The organism is Peptoclostridium litorale DSM 5388, assembly GCF_900141635.1.
GTDB classification, from domain to species: Bacteria; Bacillota; Clostridia; order Peptostreptococcales; family Peptostreptococcaceae; genus Peptoclostridium; species Peptoclostridium litorale.
The window spans coordinates 92,567-109,803 of the sequence record NZ_FSRH01000003.1 but is presented as its reverse complement, the minus strand read 5'-3'; the positions used below and the strand labels follow the sequence as shown (position 1 = coordinate 109,803).

17 protein-coding genes and 1 riboswitch are annotated in these 17,237 nt (G+C 40.9%); all 17 genes read right to left on the bottom strand.

Annotated elements, in window-relative coordinates; translation table 11 throughout:
- Positions 1-49 precede the first annotated feature (49 nt).
- Positions 50-721: an L-serine ammonia-lyase, iron-sulfur-dependent subunit beta gene (gene sdaAB, locus BUQ87_RS03755; protein WP_038267944.1), complete on the bottom strand. Its 672-nt coding sequence runs from the start codon at positions 719-721 to the stop codon at positions 50-52.
- An 83-nt stretch (positions 722-804) separates the two neighbouring features.
- A complete protein-coding gene (locus tag BUQ87_RS03750) occupies positions 805-1,188 on the bottom strand; it encodes a RidA family protein (protein WP_038267941.1) in 384 nt (127 codons plus the stop codon).
- A 133-nt stretch (positions 1,189-1,321) separates the two neighbouring features.
- Positions 1,322-2,545, bottom strand: a complete 1,224-nt coding sequence (gene ilvA / locus BUQ87_RS03745) for a threonine ammonia-lyase (protein ID WP_143182393.1) — start codon at positions 2,543-2,545, stop codon at positions 1,322-1,324.
- Positions 2,546-3,711: 1,166 nt separating this feature from the next.
- Positions 3,712-4,998, bottom strand: a complete 1,287-nt coding sequence (gene lysA / locus BUQ87_RS03740) for a diaminopimelate decarboxylase (protein ID WP_038267928.1) — start codon at positions 4,996-4,998, stop codon at positions 3,712-3,714.
- Positions 4,999-5,009: 11 nt separating this feature from the next.
- On the bottom strand, positions 5,010-6,203 hold the full coding sequence (locus BUQ87_RS03735) for an aspartate kinase (protein ID WP_038267925.1): 1,194 nt from the start codon (positions 6,201-6,203) through the stop codon (positions 5,010-5,012).
- A 197-nt stretch (positions 6,204-6,400) separates the two neighbouring features.
- Positions 6,401-6,574: riboswitch (Lysine riboswitch) on the bottom strand.
- A gap of 192 nt (positions 6,575-6,766) precedes the next feature.
- Positions 6,767-8,020 carry a serine/threonine transporter SstT gene (gene sstT / locus BUQ87_RS03730; protein ID WP_038267923.1) on the bottom strand — a complete coding sequence of 418 codons (1,254 nt, stop codon included), beginning with the start codon at positions 8,018-8,020 and terminating at the stop codon, positions 6,767-6,769.
- 372 nt (positions 8,021-8,392) lie between these two features.
- The gene (locus BUQ87_RS03725) at positions 8,393-9,085 is read right to left on the bottom strand and encodes a DUF554 domain-containing protein (protein ID WP_038267920.1); all 693 of its coding nucleotides are present in this window, start codon (positions 9,083-9,085) and stop codon (positions 8,393-8,395) included.
- 60 nt (positions 9,086-9,145) lie between these two features.
- The gene (gene leuS / locus BUQ87_RS03720; protein WP_038267918.1) at positions 9,146-11,566 is read right to left on the bottom strand and encodes a leucine--tRNA ligase; all 2,421 of its coding nucleotides are present in this window, start codon (positions 11,564-11,566) and stop codon (positions 9,146-9,148) included.
- 311 nt (positions 11,567-11,877) lie between these two features.
- Positions 11,878-12,234: a ribosome silencing factor gene (gene rsfS, locus BUQ87_RS03715; RefSeq protein WP_038267914.1), complete on the bottom strand. Its 357-nt coding sequence runs from the start codon at positions 12,232-12,234 to the stop codon at positions 11,878-11,880.
- 13 nt (positions 12,235-12,247) lie between these two features.
- Positions 12,248-13,189 (bottom strand): LCP family protein, encoded by a 942-nt coding sequence (locus tag BUQ87_RS03710; RefSeq protein ID WP_038267910.1) that lies wholly within the window; start codon positions 13,187-13,189, stop codon positions 12,248-12,250.
- A 1-nt stretch (position 13,190) separates the two neighbouring features.
- The gene (yqeK, locus tag BUQ87_RS03705) at positions 13,191-13,769 is read right to left on the bottom strand and encodes a bis(5'-nucleosyl)-tetraphosphatase (symmetrical) YqeK (protein WP_038267907.1); all 579 of its coding nucleotides are present in this window, start codon (positions 13,767-13,769) and stop codon (positions 13,191-13,193) included.
- 5 nt (positions 13,770-13,774) lie between these two features.
- Complete coding sequence (nadD, locus tag BUQ87_RS03700) at positions 13,775-14,386, bottom strand: nicotinate-nucleotide adenylyltransferase (RefSeq protein ID WP_038267904.1); 612 nt, start codon at positions 14,384-14,386, stop codon at positions 13,775-13,777.
- A 168-nt stretch (positions 14,387-14,554) separates the two neighbouring features.
- On the bottom strand, positions 14,555-14,851 hold the full coding sequence (gene yhbY, locus BUQ87_RS03695; protein WP_038267900.1) for a ribosome assembly RNA-binding protein YhbY: 297 nt from the start codon (positions 14,849-14,851) through the stop codon (positions 14,555-14,557).
- A 29-nt stretch (positions 14,852-14,880) separates the two neighbouring features.
- Complete coding sequence (obgE, locus tag BUQ87_RS03690; protein WP_038267896.1) at positions 14,881-16,161, bottom strand: GTPase ObgE; 1,281 nt, start codon at positions 16,159-16,161, stop codon at positions 14,881-14,883.
- 57 nt (positions 16,162-16,218) lie between these two features.
- Positions 16,219-16,503, bottom strand: a complete 285-nt coding sequence (gene rpmA, locus BUQ87_RS03685) for a 50S ribosomal protein L27 (protein WP_038267895.1) — start codon at positions 16,501-16,503, stop codon at positions 16,219-16,221.
- Between the two features lie 2 nt (positions 16,504-16,505).
- A complete protein-coding gene (locus BUQ87_RS03680; protein WP_038267894.1) occupies positions 16,506-16,841 on the bottom strand; it encodes a ribosomal-processing cysteine protease Prp in 336 nt (111 codons plus the stop codon).
- On the bottom strand, positions 16,841-17,152 hold the full coding sequence (rplU, locus tag BUQ87_RS03675) for a 50S ribosomal protein L21 (RefSeq protein ID WP_038267893.1): 312 nt from the start codon (positions 17,150-17,152) through the stop codon (positions 16,841-16,843). The genes BUQ87_RS03680 and rplU overlap by 1 nt, the downstream gene beginning before the upstream one ends.
- Between the last annotated feature and the right edge of the window lie 85 nt (positions 17,153-17,237).

Sequence of the window (17,237 nt, the reverse complement as noted above, 5' to 3'; positions counted from 1 at the left end):
TGCTCACCTTCTCTTTGAAATTTTTTAAACTTTCAGACATTTAACCGTATCATATAGATACCACAAAGGCATCCTGTATAAGCTGGGTGTTGCTCTTTATGTCGTCTATGGCCTTTTGGCATATAGGCTCGTCGGCCTCTATTATGGTAAATGCGTTGTTTCCTTTTTCCTCCCTGTATATTCTCATAAACGCTATGTTCACATCATTTTGAGCTACGCAGTTTGTTATGTGAGCCGCCGCTCCCGGCATATCCCACTGCTTTACTATGAGTGTATAGTACTCGCCTGTGAATTCAATATCAAGTCCATTTATGCCCACTATCTTGATGTTTCCCCCGCCTATGGACTCTCCTATTATCTCCACCTTAGAATCGTCTTCTTTTGTTATTATCATCTTTACAGTGTTTGGATGGAATTCGTCCCCAAGGTCGGTTGGAATGAATTCATACTTTATACCCTTTTGGTCTGCTATTTCAAATGAATTCCTTATCCTCTCATCCTCAGTGGAAAACCCAAGTATTCCTCCCACAAGCGCCTTGTCTGTTCCGTGCCCCTTGTAGGTCTGTGCAAAAGATCCGTGCAGATAGAATTTCACCTCTTTAATGCTACCCTTGGCTATTTTGGAAGCCGCTATGGCAATCCTTGCCGCTCCCGCAGTATGGGAACTCGACGGCCCTATCATACGAGGCCCTACGACATCAAATATGCTATAATTTTTCATATTTTCAACCTCTCTTTTTAATTTTAATATTACAATTGCCGGCACTTTGCGTGCCGGCAATCCATATTTTTTTGTTAACTTTTTTACTCTACAAACGCTATAACTTCTATTTCAACCTTTACGTCTTTAGGAAGTCTAGCCACTTCAACGCAAGCTCTTGCAGGCTTGTTTTCTCCGAAGTACTCAGCGTAAACTTCGTTTATCTTTCCAAAGTCGTTCATGTCCTTTATGAAAACTGTAGCCTTTATTACATCTGCAAACGAAGATCCAGCTTCTTCAAGTATAGCTTTAACGTTTTCAAGCGATCTTGCTGTCTGCTCTTTAACGTCTTCTGATACAAGCTCCATAGTCTCAGGTATGAAAGGAATCTGTCCTGAAACAAAAAGCATGTTTCCAGCCTTCACAGCCTGAGAATATGGTCCCACTGCCGCTGGCGCCTTGCTTGTACTTATTATCTCTTTTTTCATCTAAATATACCTCCAGTTTTTATTATATTTAAATATTGGCTAACCTCATTATATTATAAATACCACTTTGCATAAAGATTATTTAATTTATTTAAATAAAATTAAATTCATATTGATTTCACATGGTTTTTGCCTACAGCAGTATAGTATATCCATGTCTTCTAAGCTCGCTCACTATCTTCTCCATGTGCTCCTCGTCAAATGTTTCAAGCACGACCTCGATCTCCTGAGTGCCTATTGGGACAAAGTCCTTAAGTCTTGTCTGGTTTATCGAGAATATGTTTGCATTGAGCTCCGATACAAGCTGTATCACCTTCATAAGCTCTCCCGGCTTGTCAGGTATCATTGTGTGGAAGTAGAATCTTCTTCCCTCTTTCATAAGAGCCTTGTCCACTATTTTAGACATCATGTTTATGTCTATGTTTCCTCCTGAAACGACAGCCACTACATTTTTTCCCTTTTCCCATATCTTTTCGTTCATAAGCGCCGCCGTAGTAACAGCTCCAGCGCCTTCTGCGACTATCTTGTTCTTTTCCATAAGGTAAAGTATAGCCTGTGCGATTTCATCCTCTTCAACTGTAACTATATCATCCACATATTTTTCTATTATTTCGTAAGTAACATCGCCTATTTGTTTTACCGCTATTCCGTCTGCTATAGTCGAAGCCGAATCAAGAGTCACTATCTTTCTCGCCCTTCTCGAGCTGTACATTGACGCCGCCTGTGCAGCCTCAACTCCTATTATCTTCACAGAGGGCTTTATTGTCTTTGCAGCTATGGCTATTCCCGAAATGAGTCCGCCTCCTCCTATTGGAACAAGTATTACATCGACGTTTTCAAGCTCTTCAAGTATTTCAAGACCTATTGTTCCCTGACCAGCTATTACGTGCGGGTCGTTAAACGGGTGCACGAAAGTCGCGCCTGTCTCCTTCTGTATCTCCACGGCCTTAAGGTATGCATCGTCGTAAACGTCCCCATGAAGCACAACCTGGGCTCCGTATCCTCTTGTAGCCTTGACCTTTGCAAGTGGAGCCGTTGCAGGCATTACTATTGTAGAGTCTATTCCATATTCGCTTGCCGCAAGTGCGACTCCCTGCGCATGGTTTCCAGCGCTTGACGCTATGACCCCGCATTTTCTTTCTTCTTCTGTAAGGTTTGCAATCTTGTTGAACGCTCCCCTTATCTTGAATGCTCCGGTTTTTTGAAGGTTTTCAGTCTTTAAAAACACATTGTTTCCTGTAAGCTTTGAAAGGTTTGGACATTCATACAATCTTGTATTTATTGCAACTTTGTCTACAATTTCCTTTGCCTTTAGTATTTCGTCGAACGTCACAGATACATCTGTCTTTGTATGCATTACACTCATTCTCCTTTGATGTGGTTTTCGCGTACACTTAATATCTATTTTATACCCAAATCGCAGTATAATCAATACTCAAAAACAGTAAGAGAACCCAATAAATGCATACCCAATTTCTCGGGCAATTTCACAAATCATTTTTGGGATAATGGAATCCCGAGGAATAAACGGCCGCTATCTTTCGTTTTGAGTTTTCCACAATCTCATTCACTGCTGAATTTCGGGAATTTTGAAAACTCGCTTCGCTCAAACAGTCCAAAACCCCAACGAATTCAAGCGTGCATTTCAATTTGGAAAACTTACAAAACTTCATAAAACCGGCCTAGCCATTCCTCGGGATTCTGCAATGCGCGAAAACCGCCAATGGCATGTTCTTGTGAAAAGACATTGATATTTTCATTTACACATTCAGATTATTTATCGAATTTAAACATTGATACTTGATAATAAAACTATGTAAATTTTAATATATTTTACTGCAAAAGAAATCAAATGTTTTTGTTTACGTGTATCGTCATGAAAAAAGGACACTCTGAAGCATCTTTTAACATCTAGAATATAATTTAATTTTCTATATTTGTCCTTTTAAGTCTATCTTCATTTGTTTCTTCCCATATTATCCCACCTTGCAAAAGCGAGCCCGAACGGAATAAAAAGGCCTGATTTAATAAGATTTGTAAGATTTCTTATCAAAATGCAGTCTGAAGCCGCTAAAAACTTTGACTGTCTGAGAGCAGCGAGTTTCAAAGTTTTGCGGAATTCAGAGCTGTATGAGAGATATTATAGAAATCTCAAATCGCAATTTAAAGGCCGTTTACTCCTTCGGAGCTCGCAAGCCATATACTTCATATTGAAACATAATTCAAATTATATATAAACATCAATCAAGTCTTTCAGTAAGCAAAAAAACCGGGAGATCCCGGTTTTTTCATTTTGATCCTGGTTTATATCTTTTATTTATATTACTGAATCCCAATTGATTCATTCTTACCACACACACTGCTCAAAATTTTCTTTTCCATTAATCTCTTCCACTGTAAATTACAGTTATGTTCCACTCAAACTTTGCTAAGGTTGCAGTGAGCGTGGATTCTGTCTATCCTGTAAATTACAGTTATGTTCCACTCAAACCCGTTCGCTATATCCCCCGTAAACCGTAAATACTACTCCTGACCCATAAGAAGGTCTTCGTATGTCTGCCTCTTTACAACTGTCTTTATTCCGCTGTCGCTCACGAATATTACAGCCGGCCTTCTCAGCATATTGTAGTTGCTTGCCATGGAATAGCCATAAGCCCCAGTGTATAGAAGCGCAAGTATGTCATCTTCCTCCATCTTGGCCATTTCTATGTTGTTTATAAGAACGTCTCCGCTTTCGCAGCACTTTCCTGCTATCGTCACAAGTTCTTTCTCGTCGCTTTCCACCCTGTCCGCTATGACTGCGGTGTACTCCGCCTGGTAAAGAGCTGGCCTTATATTGTCAGTCATTCCCCCGTCAACAGACACATATTTTCTGACTCCCGGAATCTCCTTTATAGCCCCCACAGTGTAAAGGTTGACTCCGGCGTTGTTCACCATCGACCTTCCAGGCTCTATTATAAGCCTTGGCTCTTTCATCCCTAGCTTTTCTATGCCTTCTGCTACTCCCCTTAGTATTATGTCAACATACTCTTCTATCTCAAGAGGATCGTCTCCCTCTACATAGTAGCATCCAAATCCTCCGCCAAGGTCAAGCTCTTCAAGTTCCCTGCCTATCTCCTCGTTTATCTCCTTTAGTATTCCAAGCATTGCAAGTGCCGCGTCGTAAAACGGCTGAACCTCGAATATCTGGGACCCTATGTGGCAGTGTATTCCCTTTAGCTCCACGTTTGGAAGCACTTCTGCAGCCTTTGCAGCCTTCAGGTATTCCTTTTCAACTATTGAGAATCCGAACTTGGTGTCTATCATGCCCGTCTTTATATATTCATGGGTGTGGGCCTCTATCCCCGGCGCTATTCTGAGTATTGCATTTGAAGTCTTGCCCATTTCACCCGCTATCTCGTCTATGAGCCTTAGCTCCCTGAAGTTGTCGGCTATGAATCTTCCAACCCCAAGCTCTACTGCCATGGCGATTTCCTCTCTAGTCTTGTTGTTTCCGTGGAAATATATTTTTTCCATAGGGAAACCTGCTCTTTTAGCTGCGTAAAGTTCTCCTGAAGAAACAACATCCAGCGAAAGCCCCTCTTCCTTTACAAGCCTGCACATTTCAACAGTGAGGAATGCCTTTCCGGCATATGTCACTATGTTTTTTCCCTGTTCAAAGCTTTCCCTGTATCTTCTCGCATTCTCCCTTATGTAATTTTCATCATATACATAAAGTGGCGTTCCGTATTCGTTTGCAAGTTCTTTCATGCTGTGTCCATGCAGGTGCAGACTGTTTTGTATCACTTCATAATTTCCAAAAGTTTTCATAGTATCTTCTCCTAAAGGTTAAATTCTCTTGCTATTACATTTACTGCCTCGCCCTTGTCTTCCCTCTTTATCGCACAGGTTATTTTGATTTCAGAGGTTGTTATCATTTTTACCTGTATGTTGTTCTCCTTAAACAGCCTGAATATCTTTGAAGCCACTCCTGAAGTCGTCTTCATTCCTATTCCGACAACCGAGAATTTAGTTATGTCCCTGTCGACTGTTATATTTTTTTCTTCTGCAAAGCCGCCAAGTATGTTTATGCACTCGTCAATCTCGTCTTCCGGTATTGTAAATGAAAGGCTGACTTTTCCATTCGAAGGAGCTGTCTGGCTTATCATGTCTATGTTTATCTTCTTGTTCGCTATTGACTCGAATATGTCTGAAAGCATATTTATGTCGTAGTTTATGTCCTCAAGTGTTATAGATACGTCCGCATCTGAAACTGCTATCCCTGTTATCGGCTTATTCTCCATTTTATTTACCTCCCTGATGTAAGTTCCCTTTTTATCACTGCAGCTTTCCCCTACGTATATCGGTATATTGTATTTTTGTGCCAGCTCGACTGATCTCGAGTGCATTACCTTCGCCCCAAGGCTTGAAAGCTCAACCATTTCTTCATAGCTTATCTCGTCCAGCTTCTTTGCGTCGCTGAATATCCTTGGGTCTACAGTATATATGCCGTCCACATCGGTATATATCTCACATACCCCTTCCATCTTGGCCGCTATTGCAACCGCAGTGGTATCGGAGCCGCCTCTTCCAAGCGTGGTTATCTCATTGTCATCCGATATCCCCTGGAAGCCTGCAACTATTATTATCTTGCCCTGGTCTATATATTTATTTAAAACCCTGTCCTCTATGTTTTGTATAAGTGACTTTCCATATGTCCCGTCTGTCTGTATGCTTATCTGGTATGCATTTAGCGATATCGCATCATGCCCCATGTTGTTTATCGCCATGGACAAAAGCGAGCTTGAAACCATTTCGCCCGTAGCTATAAGCGCGTCGAGTTCCCTTTTATTCGGCTTGTCGCTTATGCTCTTTGCCAGGCTTATAAGACCGTCCGTAGTCTTCCCCATTGCCGATACCACGACTATCATGGAGTCCCCCGCCTCTTTTCTTTCTATTACCCTCTTTGCTATGTTAGTTATTTTTTCAACTGTTGCAACTGAGCTTCCACCGTATTTTTGTACAACTATTCCCATTACCACACCTCCAGATTTTAAAAAAGCTTTGTACCGCGGGACATTGATCCCGAATGGCGACGCATGTGTGTATGAGCACCCCTTATAAGAACTTTGAAAAGCCTCATGCTCTGTATTTTTATATTACCCCATAAAAAATAGTATAAAAAAATGCAACAAAGGTATTTGCCTAAGTTGCATCAAAAAGCATCTCGACAAACCCTTTTAGCTCTCCATCCAAAACAAGGATGACAGCCATATGCATATTATGCACACAGCCAGGCACGCCAGTTGGCAACTGGACACGCCTTCGGCTTCAATCCCTTTCACTTTGATTCACTGATTGCCATCTCCACAAAGTTACTAATTATTAAAGCTCCTCTAAACAAGGTCGACATTTAAAACTTATATAATTGTATACAATCTTTAATGTCTTTTATTCTACTACAGCATTGCAGTTTTTTCAACTATATTTTTAAAATATTTAAAATATATTAAATTCACCTGCCGTAATATCATACTAATGAATTCCATAAAAAAAGCAGGCTCAGAGTTTGAACCTGCTTTTTCATCAGTTTAAGTTTTTAAGAACACTTTTTAACAGGAGACTTGCTTATATTTATTTCTTTTCCCTCTTTACGCCACTGTGCAAATTCAGATACTGCTGTGAAAAGCACGTCTGTAGATGAGTTCAGTGCTGTCTCGCAAGAGTCCTGTATAACTCCTACGACGAATCCTACTGCAACTACCTGCATAGCTACATCGTTGGGAATTCCAAACAGACTGCACGCAAGAGGTATAAGCAGAAGCGATCCTCCAGCAACTCCTGAAGCTCCACAAGCACTTACAGCTGACAGAAGGCTTAGTATAAGCGCCGTACCAAGGTCTACATTGATTCCAAGCGTATGTGCCGCTGCAAGAGTCAGTACAGAAATAGTTATAGCCGCACCAGCCATGTTTATAGTGGCTCCAAGTGGAATTGAAACCGAATAAGTGTCGCTATCTAGTCCAAGCTCTTCACAAAGGCTCATGTTTACAGGTATGTTTGCAGCTGAGCTACGTGTGAAGAATGCTGTTATTCCGCTGTCCTTTAGACATTTAAGTACAAGCGGATATGGGTTTCTACGTATGTTTACGAATACGATTATTGGGTTTACTACAAGTGCCATGAAGAACATCGTTCCAACAAGCACAAGAAGAAGCTGTCCATAGCTTAAAAGAGACCCTATACCATTTGTAGCAATTGTATCAAATACAAGGCCCATTATTCCAAGTGGAGCAAAGTTTATAACCCATCTTACTATTTGAGATAGTGCATCTGAGAAATTGCTTATCATAGTCTTTGTAGATTCAGGGGCATTCTTTAATGCAAGGCCAAGCAAAAGTGCCCAAGCAAGTATTCCGATGTAATTGGCATTAGTAAGCGCTTTTACAGGGTTGTCAACTACGTTCATAAGAAGGTTTTTAAGAACCTCTGAAACTCCTCCTGGAGGCGTTACATTTTCAACTCCAGCTCCAAGTTTTAATGTTACCGGGAACATAAAACTTGCAACAACAGCAACAAGTCCAGCCATGAATGTCCCTAGAAGATAAAGTATAATAATTGATTTCATGTTGGTCTTCTGGCCACTCTTATGCTGAGATATGGCTGACATAACTAGGAAAAATACTAGTATTGGTGCAACCGACTTTAGAGCTCCTACAAACAGCGAACCAAAAATTGCAACCGGTTTTACAGCATCAGGAACCGTTAGAGCCAGTATAATACCAGTGATAAGGCCTATTATGATTCTTTTGACCAAACTCAATTGATTCCATTTGTTAAGCAGGTTTTTCATTATTTCTTCTCCTCCAATAATTAAATGATAATGACATTTAGCTGAATTTATAGTATTTTCAGCTTTTGCAAATAGTTCAATATATTGTGAAAAATATCCGCATCTAGAATTTGAAAAACGTTTTCAAAAACCTCAACTCCAACACACATATATATAACTGTCTGCTTATTAAAAGAATTACCAAAGAAATTGTATCATAAATAACAACAAATTTAAAGCGAATTTATCAAATTATTTTAATTTTTGCTTTTGTTGAAAATTTTGCTTAAAGAGTGATTTTTTCGAATATTCAAAAGCTTTCGCCCCCTTGGAATAAGGTCACATATTCGAAAAAAGGTTCATTTATGCCCTGCCGATATTTTACATGTCGGCTTAAAAAAATCCCCTTCCAACATGATATATTACGGGTATTATTATTGCGGGCAGAAGATTTGCAATTTTAATCTTGCATGCTCCCAGTATGTTGAGCCCAAGTCCCAGGATTAAAAGGCTCCCCACAACGCTCATATCAGCTACAACGGCATCTGTAAGTATGTTTTTAAGGAATCCCGCCCCAAGGGTTATTGCCCCTTGATATATAAAAACAGAAACGGCCGAAAGCATTACTCCTATTCCCATTGTAGACGCAAACACTATCGATGATATTCCGTCAAGTACGGATTTTGCAAAGAGCGTCTTGTGGCTTCCGGTAAGTCCGCTTTCAAGCGATCCCACTATCGCCATGGCTCCGACGCAGTATATAAGGGTGCAGCTTATGAAACCTTCAGCTATCTTGCCTCCTTTTTTAGCAAATCTCCTTTCCATCCTTTCTCCAAATCTTTTGAGCGCACTGTCTATATCCATAAGCTCTCCCGCCAGGCCTCCAAGAGCTATTGAAAATATCACAAGCATAACGTCTGTAACCTCAAGGGCCCCCAGCATTCCTATCAGTATTACGCAAAGCGATATCCCCTTTATTATTGTGTCGCTAAACTTTTCTGTGTTTTTTCCCCTTATGCTTATTCCCAAAGCGCTGCCTGCGACTATCGAAAGCACATTTACTATAGTTCCCAGCAAATTAAGCATCCCCTTTTATGTATAAAATCAGGAGCGGAAATTTTTCCGCCCCCTTATATTGCCAATATATTATTTTACTACTATGTTTACAAGCTTTTTAGGTACGACTATCACCTTTACAACATTTTTGCCTGCTATGAACTCTTTTACCTTTTCATCATCAAGAGCGATTTTTTCCATATCCTCTCTAGATATTTCAGAAGGTACGCTCATCTTGCCTCTTACCTTGCCGTTCACCTGGACTACTATTTCTATTGCATCCTTCACAAGTGCCTTTTCATCATATGACGGCCACTGCTGCTCGTGTATGCTTCCCTCTTGCTTGCTCATCTCCCACAGCTCTTCCGCCGCATGAGGTATGAATGGGGCAAGCATTACAAGAAGCTCTTTTGACGCAATATTTAAAAGCTCAGGCTTTTTGCCATCAAGCGCCTTGTATCTGTACATCTCATTTACAAGCTCCATAACAGAGGATATTGCAGTGTTGAAGTTGAACCTTTCAGCTATATCTTCCCCAACCTTCTTGATCGAAGCGTTGAGAACGTAATTTAGCTGCTTGTCGTCCTTGTCAAGCTCTCCAGAATATTCGAAGCCAGATCCTGCGCACACTTCGTTTATTTCATCCACAAGCCTCCATACCCTGTTTATGAACCTGTAGCATCCCTCAACCCCGTTTTCTGACCATTCAAGGTCTCTTTCAGGCGGCGCTGCAAACAGTATGAAAAGTCTCGCAGTATCTGCTCCGTATTTGTCTATTATCTCTATAGGGCTTACAGTGTTGCCCTTTGATTTTGACATCTTCGATCCGTCTTTAAGCACCATTCCCTGAGTAAGAAGGTTCTTGAACGGCTCGTCGAAGTCGCACATTCCCATGTCCCTAAGTACCTTGACGAAGAATCTCGAGTAAAGAAGGTGAAGTATCGCGTGCTCAACTCCTCCTATATACTGGTCTACAGGCATCCACTTTTCAGCTATTTCCTTTCCAAAAGGAATGTTTTCGTTCTTAGGGTCTATATATCTTAGGAAATACCAAGAAGAGTCTACGAAAGTATCCATCGTGTCAGTTTCTCTTCTGGCCTTTTTGCCGCATTTAGGACAGCTTACATACTTGAATTCTTCTGAAGTTGTAAGAGGCGATTCTCCCTTTCCTGTGAACTTCACGTCAGTCGGAAGCATTACAGGAAGATTCTTTTCCTCCACCGGCACTATTCCACATTCGTCACAGTAAACAACAGGTATGGGGCATCCCCAGTATCTTTGTCTTGATATAAGCCAGTCTCTAAGCCTGTAGTTTATAGTCTTCTTGCCTATTTCCATCTCTTCAAGCTTTTGAGTTATCTTTTCGCCGGCCTCTTTGTAGTCAAATCCGTTGAACTCCTGCGAGTTTATCACTTTTCCATCTTCGTCGATTACGTCTACTATCTCAATTTCATATTTTTTAGCAAAGTCATTGTCCCTCTCGTCATGAGCTGGAACGGCCATTATTGCTCCAGTACCGTAGTCAGCAAGCACGTAGTTTGCTATATATATAGGGATTTTAGCTCCGTTTACAGGGTTTATTGCGTATCTTCCTATGAATATACCTTCTTTTTCAGCTTCGTTTGAAGTTCTTTCTATCTCGCTCATGTGAGCCATTTTAGCCTTGAACGCTGTAACGGCTTCCTCATATTCACTTCCTGCCACAAGCTCATCCACATATTCATGCTCAGGTGCAAGAACCATGTATGTCACGCCGTATATAGTGTCAGGTCTTGTAGTGAATATCTTCATGCTCTTGTCAAAACCTTCAATCGAAAAGTCGGCTTCTGCTCCCACACTTTTTCCTATCCAGTTTTTCTGCATGGTCTTAACCTTTTCAGGCCAGCCATCAAGCTTGTCAATGTCCTGTAGAAGCTCTTCCGCATAGTCTGTAATCTTAAAGTACCACTGGTCAAGCTTTTTCTTTCCTACAGGGCTTGAGCATCTTTCGCATTCTCCGCCCACTACCTGCTCGTTTGCAAGAACCGTCTCGCATGAAGGGCACCAGTTTACAGCATATTCCTTCTTGTATGCAAGCCCCTTTTCAAAGAATTTAAGGAATATGTACTGAGTCCACTTGTAGTAGTCTGGATGGCATGTGCCTATCTCCCTATCCCAGTCATAGCTAAGCCCCAAAAGCTTAAGCTGAGTCTTCATCTCTTCCATGTTTTCAATAGTCCACTTGTACGGGTGTAGTCCGTGCTTTATGGCTGCGTTTTCGGCTGGAAGCCCGAATGCATCCCATCCCATTGGATGAAGCACGTTATAGCCTTTCATTTTCAAAAATCTTGCAACTACGTCTCCTATTGAATAGTTCCTCACATGTCCCATGTGTATTTTACCAGATGGATATGGAAACATCTCCAATGCATAGTATTTTGGCTTTTCATTTTCTACTGTTTTGAAAGCCTCTGTCTCATCCCAAATTTTCTGCCATTTCTTTTCTATCATACTGAAATTATATGATGACATGCTGCACCTCCTAATATATTCACAAAAAATAAAAAAGTCCCTGCGTCCCCCTTTAGGGACGAAAGGACTGAAAGCTTTCGCGGTACCACCCTAATTGGACCCTCACGGATCCCTCTTAGATTGCATTTTAAGGTTTGCTAAACCACAGGCTTATGTTTGGCAAGTTCAAGGTATTGCATGCTGGTTTGCACCTACCACCAGCTCTCTGAGTTCATGCCCCATCCTCTAATACTCCAACGCCTATTCTTGTATACAGTTTACATCTATTATATATAAATTACATTCTATTATCAAGGCAGTATTTCAAAATTTTAAAAATTTTCTATTTCCTCTCTCGGCGCATCTTTCCATGTCCTTTCAAGGTCATAAAAATACCTTTCCTCACTCTTGAAAATATGCACCATTACATCTCCATAGTCAAGAAGTATCCAGCTTGGACTTGAAAGCCCTTCCTTCCCTATTGGGAAAATTCCCTTTTTGGCAAGCCTTTTCTGAACTTCGGTAGCTATGGCCTTCGCCTGTCTTTCAGATCCCGCACTTGCGATAACAAAATAGTCTGCTATTATAGAAAGTCCGCCTATGTTTATTACAACTATGTCTTCACCCTTTTTGTCGTCGATTGCCTCGTATATCTCTTTTACAATAGCTCTTATCTCTTCTGTAACCAATATGTCTGCCTCCTTAATTACCCTCTAAGGAGAAAAACTCCTCTCTTATAGCCTTTATATCGTCCTGCTTGACCTGATAGTATGCAACACCGTTTATCATAGCAGGTTCTCCAGGAAGAGTCGCCTTTGTCATCTCGTCAGGATTTATTCCCTTTGCCATATATGCCATGTCAAGCATGTCCTTTATTTTCATGTCTGTTTCCACATACATGTACAGAGTCTGCACATAGTCAGGAATTTTAAGTATTGAAGAAGGGCTGAGAACCTTCCTTATCATCGCATCCAAAAAGCTCTGCTGGGCTCTTATCCTTCCAAGGTCTTGGTCCGGATATCCCGGATATCCCTTGCTTCCTTTTCTGAATCTCAAAAACTGCATGGCCTTGCTTCCGTCAAGCACCTGATTTCCCTTTTGCAGGTCTATGTGAAGCGGAGGATTTGCATAAGGGTCGTTATACTTCATCCTTATGGGCACGTCAACTTCCACCCCGCCTATGTCGTCCACAGTCTTGAAAAGAGCTTGATAGTCGACCTTTACATAGTGATGCACCGGCACTCCCAAAAGGTCCTTTACCGTTTTCACGGCCAGATCCACTCCACCGTATACATTTGCAGCGTTTATCTTGTCGTATCCACTTCTTCCCCTTATTTTGACTCTTGTATCCCTTGGTATCGAGACTATAGAAGCCTTATTCGTCTCGGGATTGAAGCTGAAAAGCATCATTGTGTCGGTCCTTGTATTGCTCTTTTTTGCATTTAAACTGTCCACACCCATTAAAAGCACATTCACAACGCCCTTGTCCTTTTTGTCAAGGTTAACAGGTGAACCTTCAACGCCCGAACTTTCAAACTCTCCCGGAATACTGCTTATCTTGGATGTTACAAAAAAAAGTCCCCCGCTTATTGTCATTGTAAATATGAGAAACGAAACTACAAACACCTTAATAAAATATTTCATATCAACACCCCATATGCTCCATTTGTTCTAAAATGAAATTTCTGGCTTCAATTGTTCTTGTGTGAAGTATCTTGCGTATGGACAATACATATCTTATTGTATTGTCAAACGCCAAAAGCAGCGCTGCGTCAATATCTTCAAATGCAAGTTTTCTGAGCTCGTCCACCCCGGGATAGCTCCTTTCTGGCTCAATAAAATCCGCTATGTATATTATCTTTTCCAGCTTAGTCATGTCAGGCTTGCCTGTAGTATGATATCTTATAGCCGAAATTATCTCATCATCATTTATTCCAAATTCCGCCCTCGCCATGTGCGCCCCTATGGCTCCATGAGAAAGAGCAGTCTCCTTTTTTTCAATGTCATCTAGAAAGACATCATGCTCAAATACATATTCAAACACTTTTTCCCCTTTTACACCCTTTGCACAGTCATGAAGAAGCGCAGCCATTTGAGCCCTTTGGACATCCGCACCGTAAGTCTTTGCAAGTTTTTCTGCCGTTTCAAAAACTCCAATGGTGTGTTTGAATCTTTTGGGGGAGACAATCTTTTTAAGCTTTTCCTTGATTTGCTCTATATCCATATTAATCACCTGTAGAGATTATATTTGTATATATACTTTTCCACATTTTCAGGAAGAAGATATTTTATTGTCATTCCATATTTTATTCTGTCCCTTATATCGGTAGAAGATATGTCAAGCGACGGAACGTGGACATGAAGTATTTGTGTTTTATATTTTTGCTGGATTTTTGTTATATTCCTTTTGAAATCATCCATATCTATTCCCGGCCTAGTTGCTCCTACAACTTTTGAAAGCTCAAACAGCTTTTCAACTCTGCTCCATGTTTCAATGTCGCAAAATGCATCTGCTCCCATTATCAGATAGTACTGGGCATTTGGATTTTTTTCGCTGAGCTCCAAAAGCGTATCAACGGTGTAGGAAAGCCTGTCCTTTTGAATTTCAACATCTGAAACTTCAAAGAAATCATTGCTTACTGTAGCCAGTATGCTCATGTTGTATCTATGTGATTTTGAGGTTATGTCCCTGTCGGTTTTATGGGGAGGGTTTCCAGACGGTATGAAAAGCACTTTTTCAAGCCCATATTTTTTTCTGACAGCCTCTGCTGTAGCAAGATGACCGTAGTGAATCGGGTCAAAAGTTCCGCCCATTATGCCTATTTTTATTTTATCATCCATATATATTCTCCACTGAGATTACCTTTTACTGTAACTCATATTTTATATTCAATTTCACAAATGCTAAAATAGACAACTCCAATCCCATTTGAAATCAGCATTGAAGTTGTCACAGTTATATCCCCATTATATAACATAAAGGGCTTTTTGCAAGCAAATTAATGCGTCCTATTTTTTAGGAAGCTTTATTTGCTGATTGTCTTTTGATCTCTTATATACTGTAAATTTCGACCCTATCGCCTGTACAAAGTTTCCGTTAACCCTTTTAACTACCTCATTTGCGCATTCCTTAACATCAAGTCCGCTGTTTTCAAGAACATGCACTTTTACCAGTTCTCTTGCATTCAATGCTGCATCAAGCTGCTTTATGAATGCATCAGTAACTCCCTCTTTTCCTATTTGAGTAATAGGCTTAATTCCGTTTGCTAAACCTCTAAGATACGCTCTTTGCTTTCCTGTAATCATGTTTTACCTGCCCTTCAATAGCTGTTAATCTATTCATAGTATTCAAATTCAAGTTCATATATCTTTACAAGGTCACCATCTTTTATTCCCATTTCCTTAAGCTTTGCAAAAACGCCTTTTTTCTCAAGCACGCTTTGGAAATATCGAAGGGATTCCATGTCGTCAAAGTCTACCGAGTATAGAATGTTGTCAAGCGCTTTGCTTTCTATTATATATACATCTTCTTCAACACTTATGCTTATATCATCTTCACTCTGACTAATCATATCCAGGCTTGGCATCATGTCCTCTTCTGATACTATCTGCGTATCTTCTATTTCTTTCAGAATAGGGCATACATAGTCTATAACTTCGTCAACTCCGCTTCTTGTCGCAGCTGACATTGAAAACACCTTGTATCCCAGCTTTTCTACTTCTTCTTTGAATATCTCATAATTTTCATTCGCACCTGGAATGTCCATTTTGTTTGCAACCACTACCTGCGTTCTTCCCGCAAGCACGGCATTATATTTTTGAAGCTCTTCATTTATCTTTTTGAAGTCATCCAGCGGATCTCTTCCTTCCATTCCAGAAACATCCACTATGTGTATCAAAAGCTTAGTCCTCTCGACATGCCTTAAAAACTCATGCCCAAGCCCTATGCCCTCATGTGCGCCTTCTATAAGGCCCGGTATGTCCGCCATCACAAAACTGTCTCCAAATCTTGTTTGTACAACTCCAAGATTAGGTGTCAATGTTGTAAAGTGATAGTTTGCAATTTTAGGCTTGGCCTTTGTAACTATAGAAAGGAAGGTTGATTTTCCGACATTAGGAAACCCGATAAGACCTACATCAGCAAGAAGCTTAAGCTCAAGAGTTATCCATCTTTCCTCTCCGGACGTTCCCGCCTTTGCAAATCTTGGAGCCTGTCTTGTAGCTGTCTTGAAGAAAGCATTTCCTTTTCCGCCTCTTCCTCCTCTTGCCACTATGGCCTTGTCACCGTGCTCTTTAAGGTCAGCTATTACGAGTCCGCTCTCCTCGTCCCTTACTATCGTTCCTGGAGGCACATGAAGCACAAGCTCTTCCCCGTGCGCTCCTTCCATATTTTTTTTCTTTCCGTCTTCACCGGACTGCGCAACATACTTTTGCTTGTATTTCAAATCCATGAGTGTTCTAAGCCCATTGTCGGCTTCAATCACTATGTTTCCGCCGTTTCCGCCGTTTCCACCAGACGGTCCGCCGGCTGGAACGTATATTTCTCTTCTGAATGCTACGACGCCGTTTCCGCCGTTTCCTGCCTTGACAAATAATTTTGCCTTGTCGACAAACATAAAAATACCACCTTTATATTAAAAAGGAGTGTCACGAGACACTCCTTAGCAATCTTATTATTCTGCAGCATAGATACTAACTTGTTTTCTTTTCTTGTCTTTTCTTTCGAATTTAACTACTCCGTCCACAAGAGCAAACAGTGTATCGTCTCCGCCTCTTCCAACGTTGTTTCCTGGATGCATCTTAGTTCCTCTTTGTCTAACCAGTATGCTTCCAGCAGTTACCACTTGTCCATCTGCTCTTTTCACACCTAGTCTCTTTGATTGCGAGTCACGGCCGTTCTTAGTAGAACCAACACCTTTTTTACTCGCGAATAATTGAAGATTTATGTTGAATAGCATGCCTACACCTCCTTATACTCAATGCTTACGTAGGATCCGTACCCATTTTTGATGTTTTCAATTCCGAGCACCATTGTCTCGAGAATGCTGTCTATCTTCACCTGCTCCTGCTCCGAGCAGTGCTGCGGCAGTTTGCAGTAAAGATAACCATCTTTTATTTCGTAAGTACAATCTATCCTTACATATTCCAAAAGTCCAATCACAGCAGTCTGTGCAAGAATCGAAATCGCACTGCATACAATGTCTCTTCCGTACTCATCGTATCCCGCATGGCCGCTTATCTCGAACTCCATTATTTTATTGTTTTTACTGTTTCTGGATATACTGACCGTAATCATTATCCCATTATTTTTTCAATTTGAAGCTTAGTGTATGGCTGACGATGGCCTTTTTTCTTTCTGTAGTCTTTCTTAGCCTTGTATTTGTAGATAACAACTTTCTTAGCTTTGCCATTTTCTACAACCTTAGCTTCAACTTTAGCGCCTTCAACTACAGGACTTCCTACTGAAAGGCTTCCATCCTTAGAAAAAGCTAGGACCTTGTCAAGAGTAACTACATCTCCTTCACTTGCCTCAAGCTTCTCAACGAATATCACATCGCCTTCTTGTACTCTGTACTGCTTTCCACCAGTTTCTACTATTGCGTACATTGTCGCACCTCCTCTATCCAGACTCGCCAGAATCAGGTTGCCTTACGGCATTCATACCCATCCTGCGCGGTTACCTCATTTATGT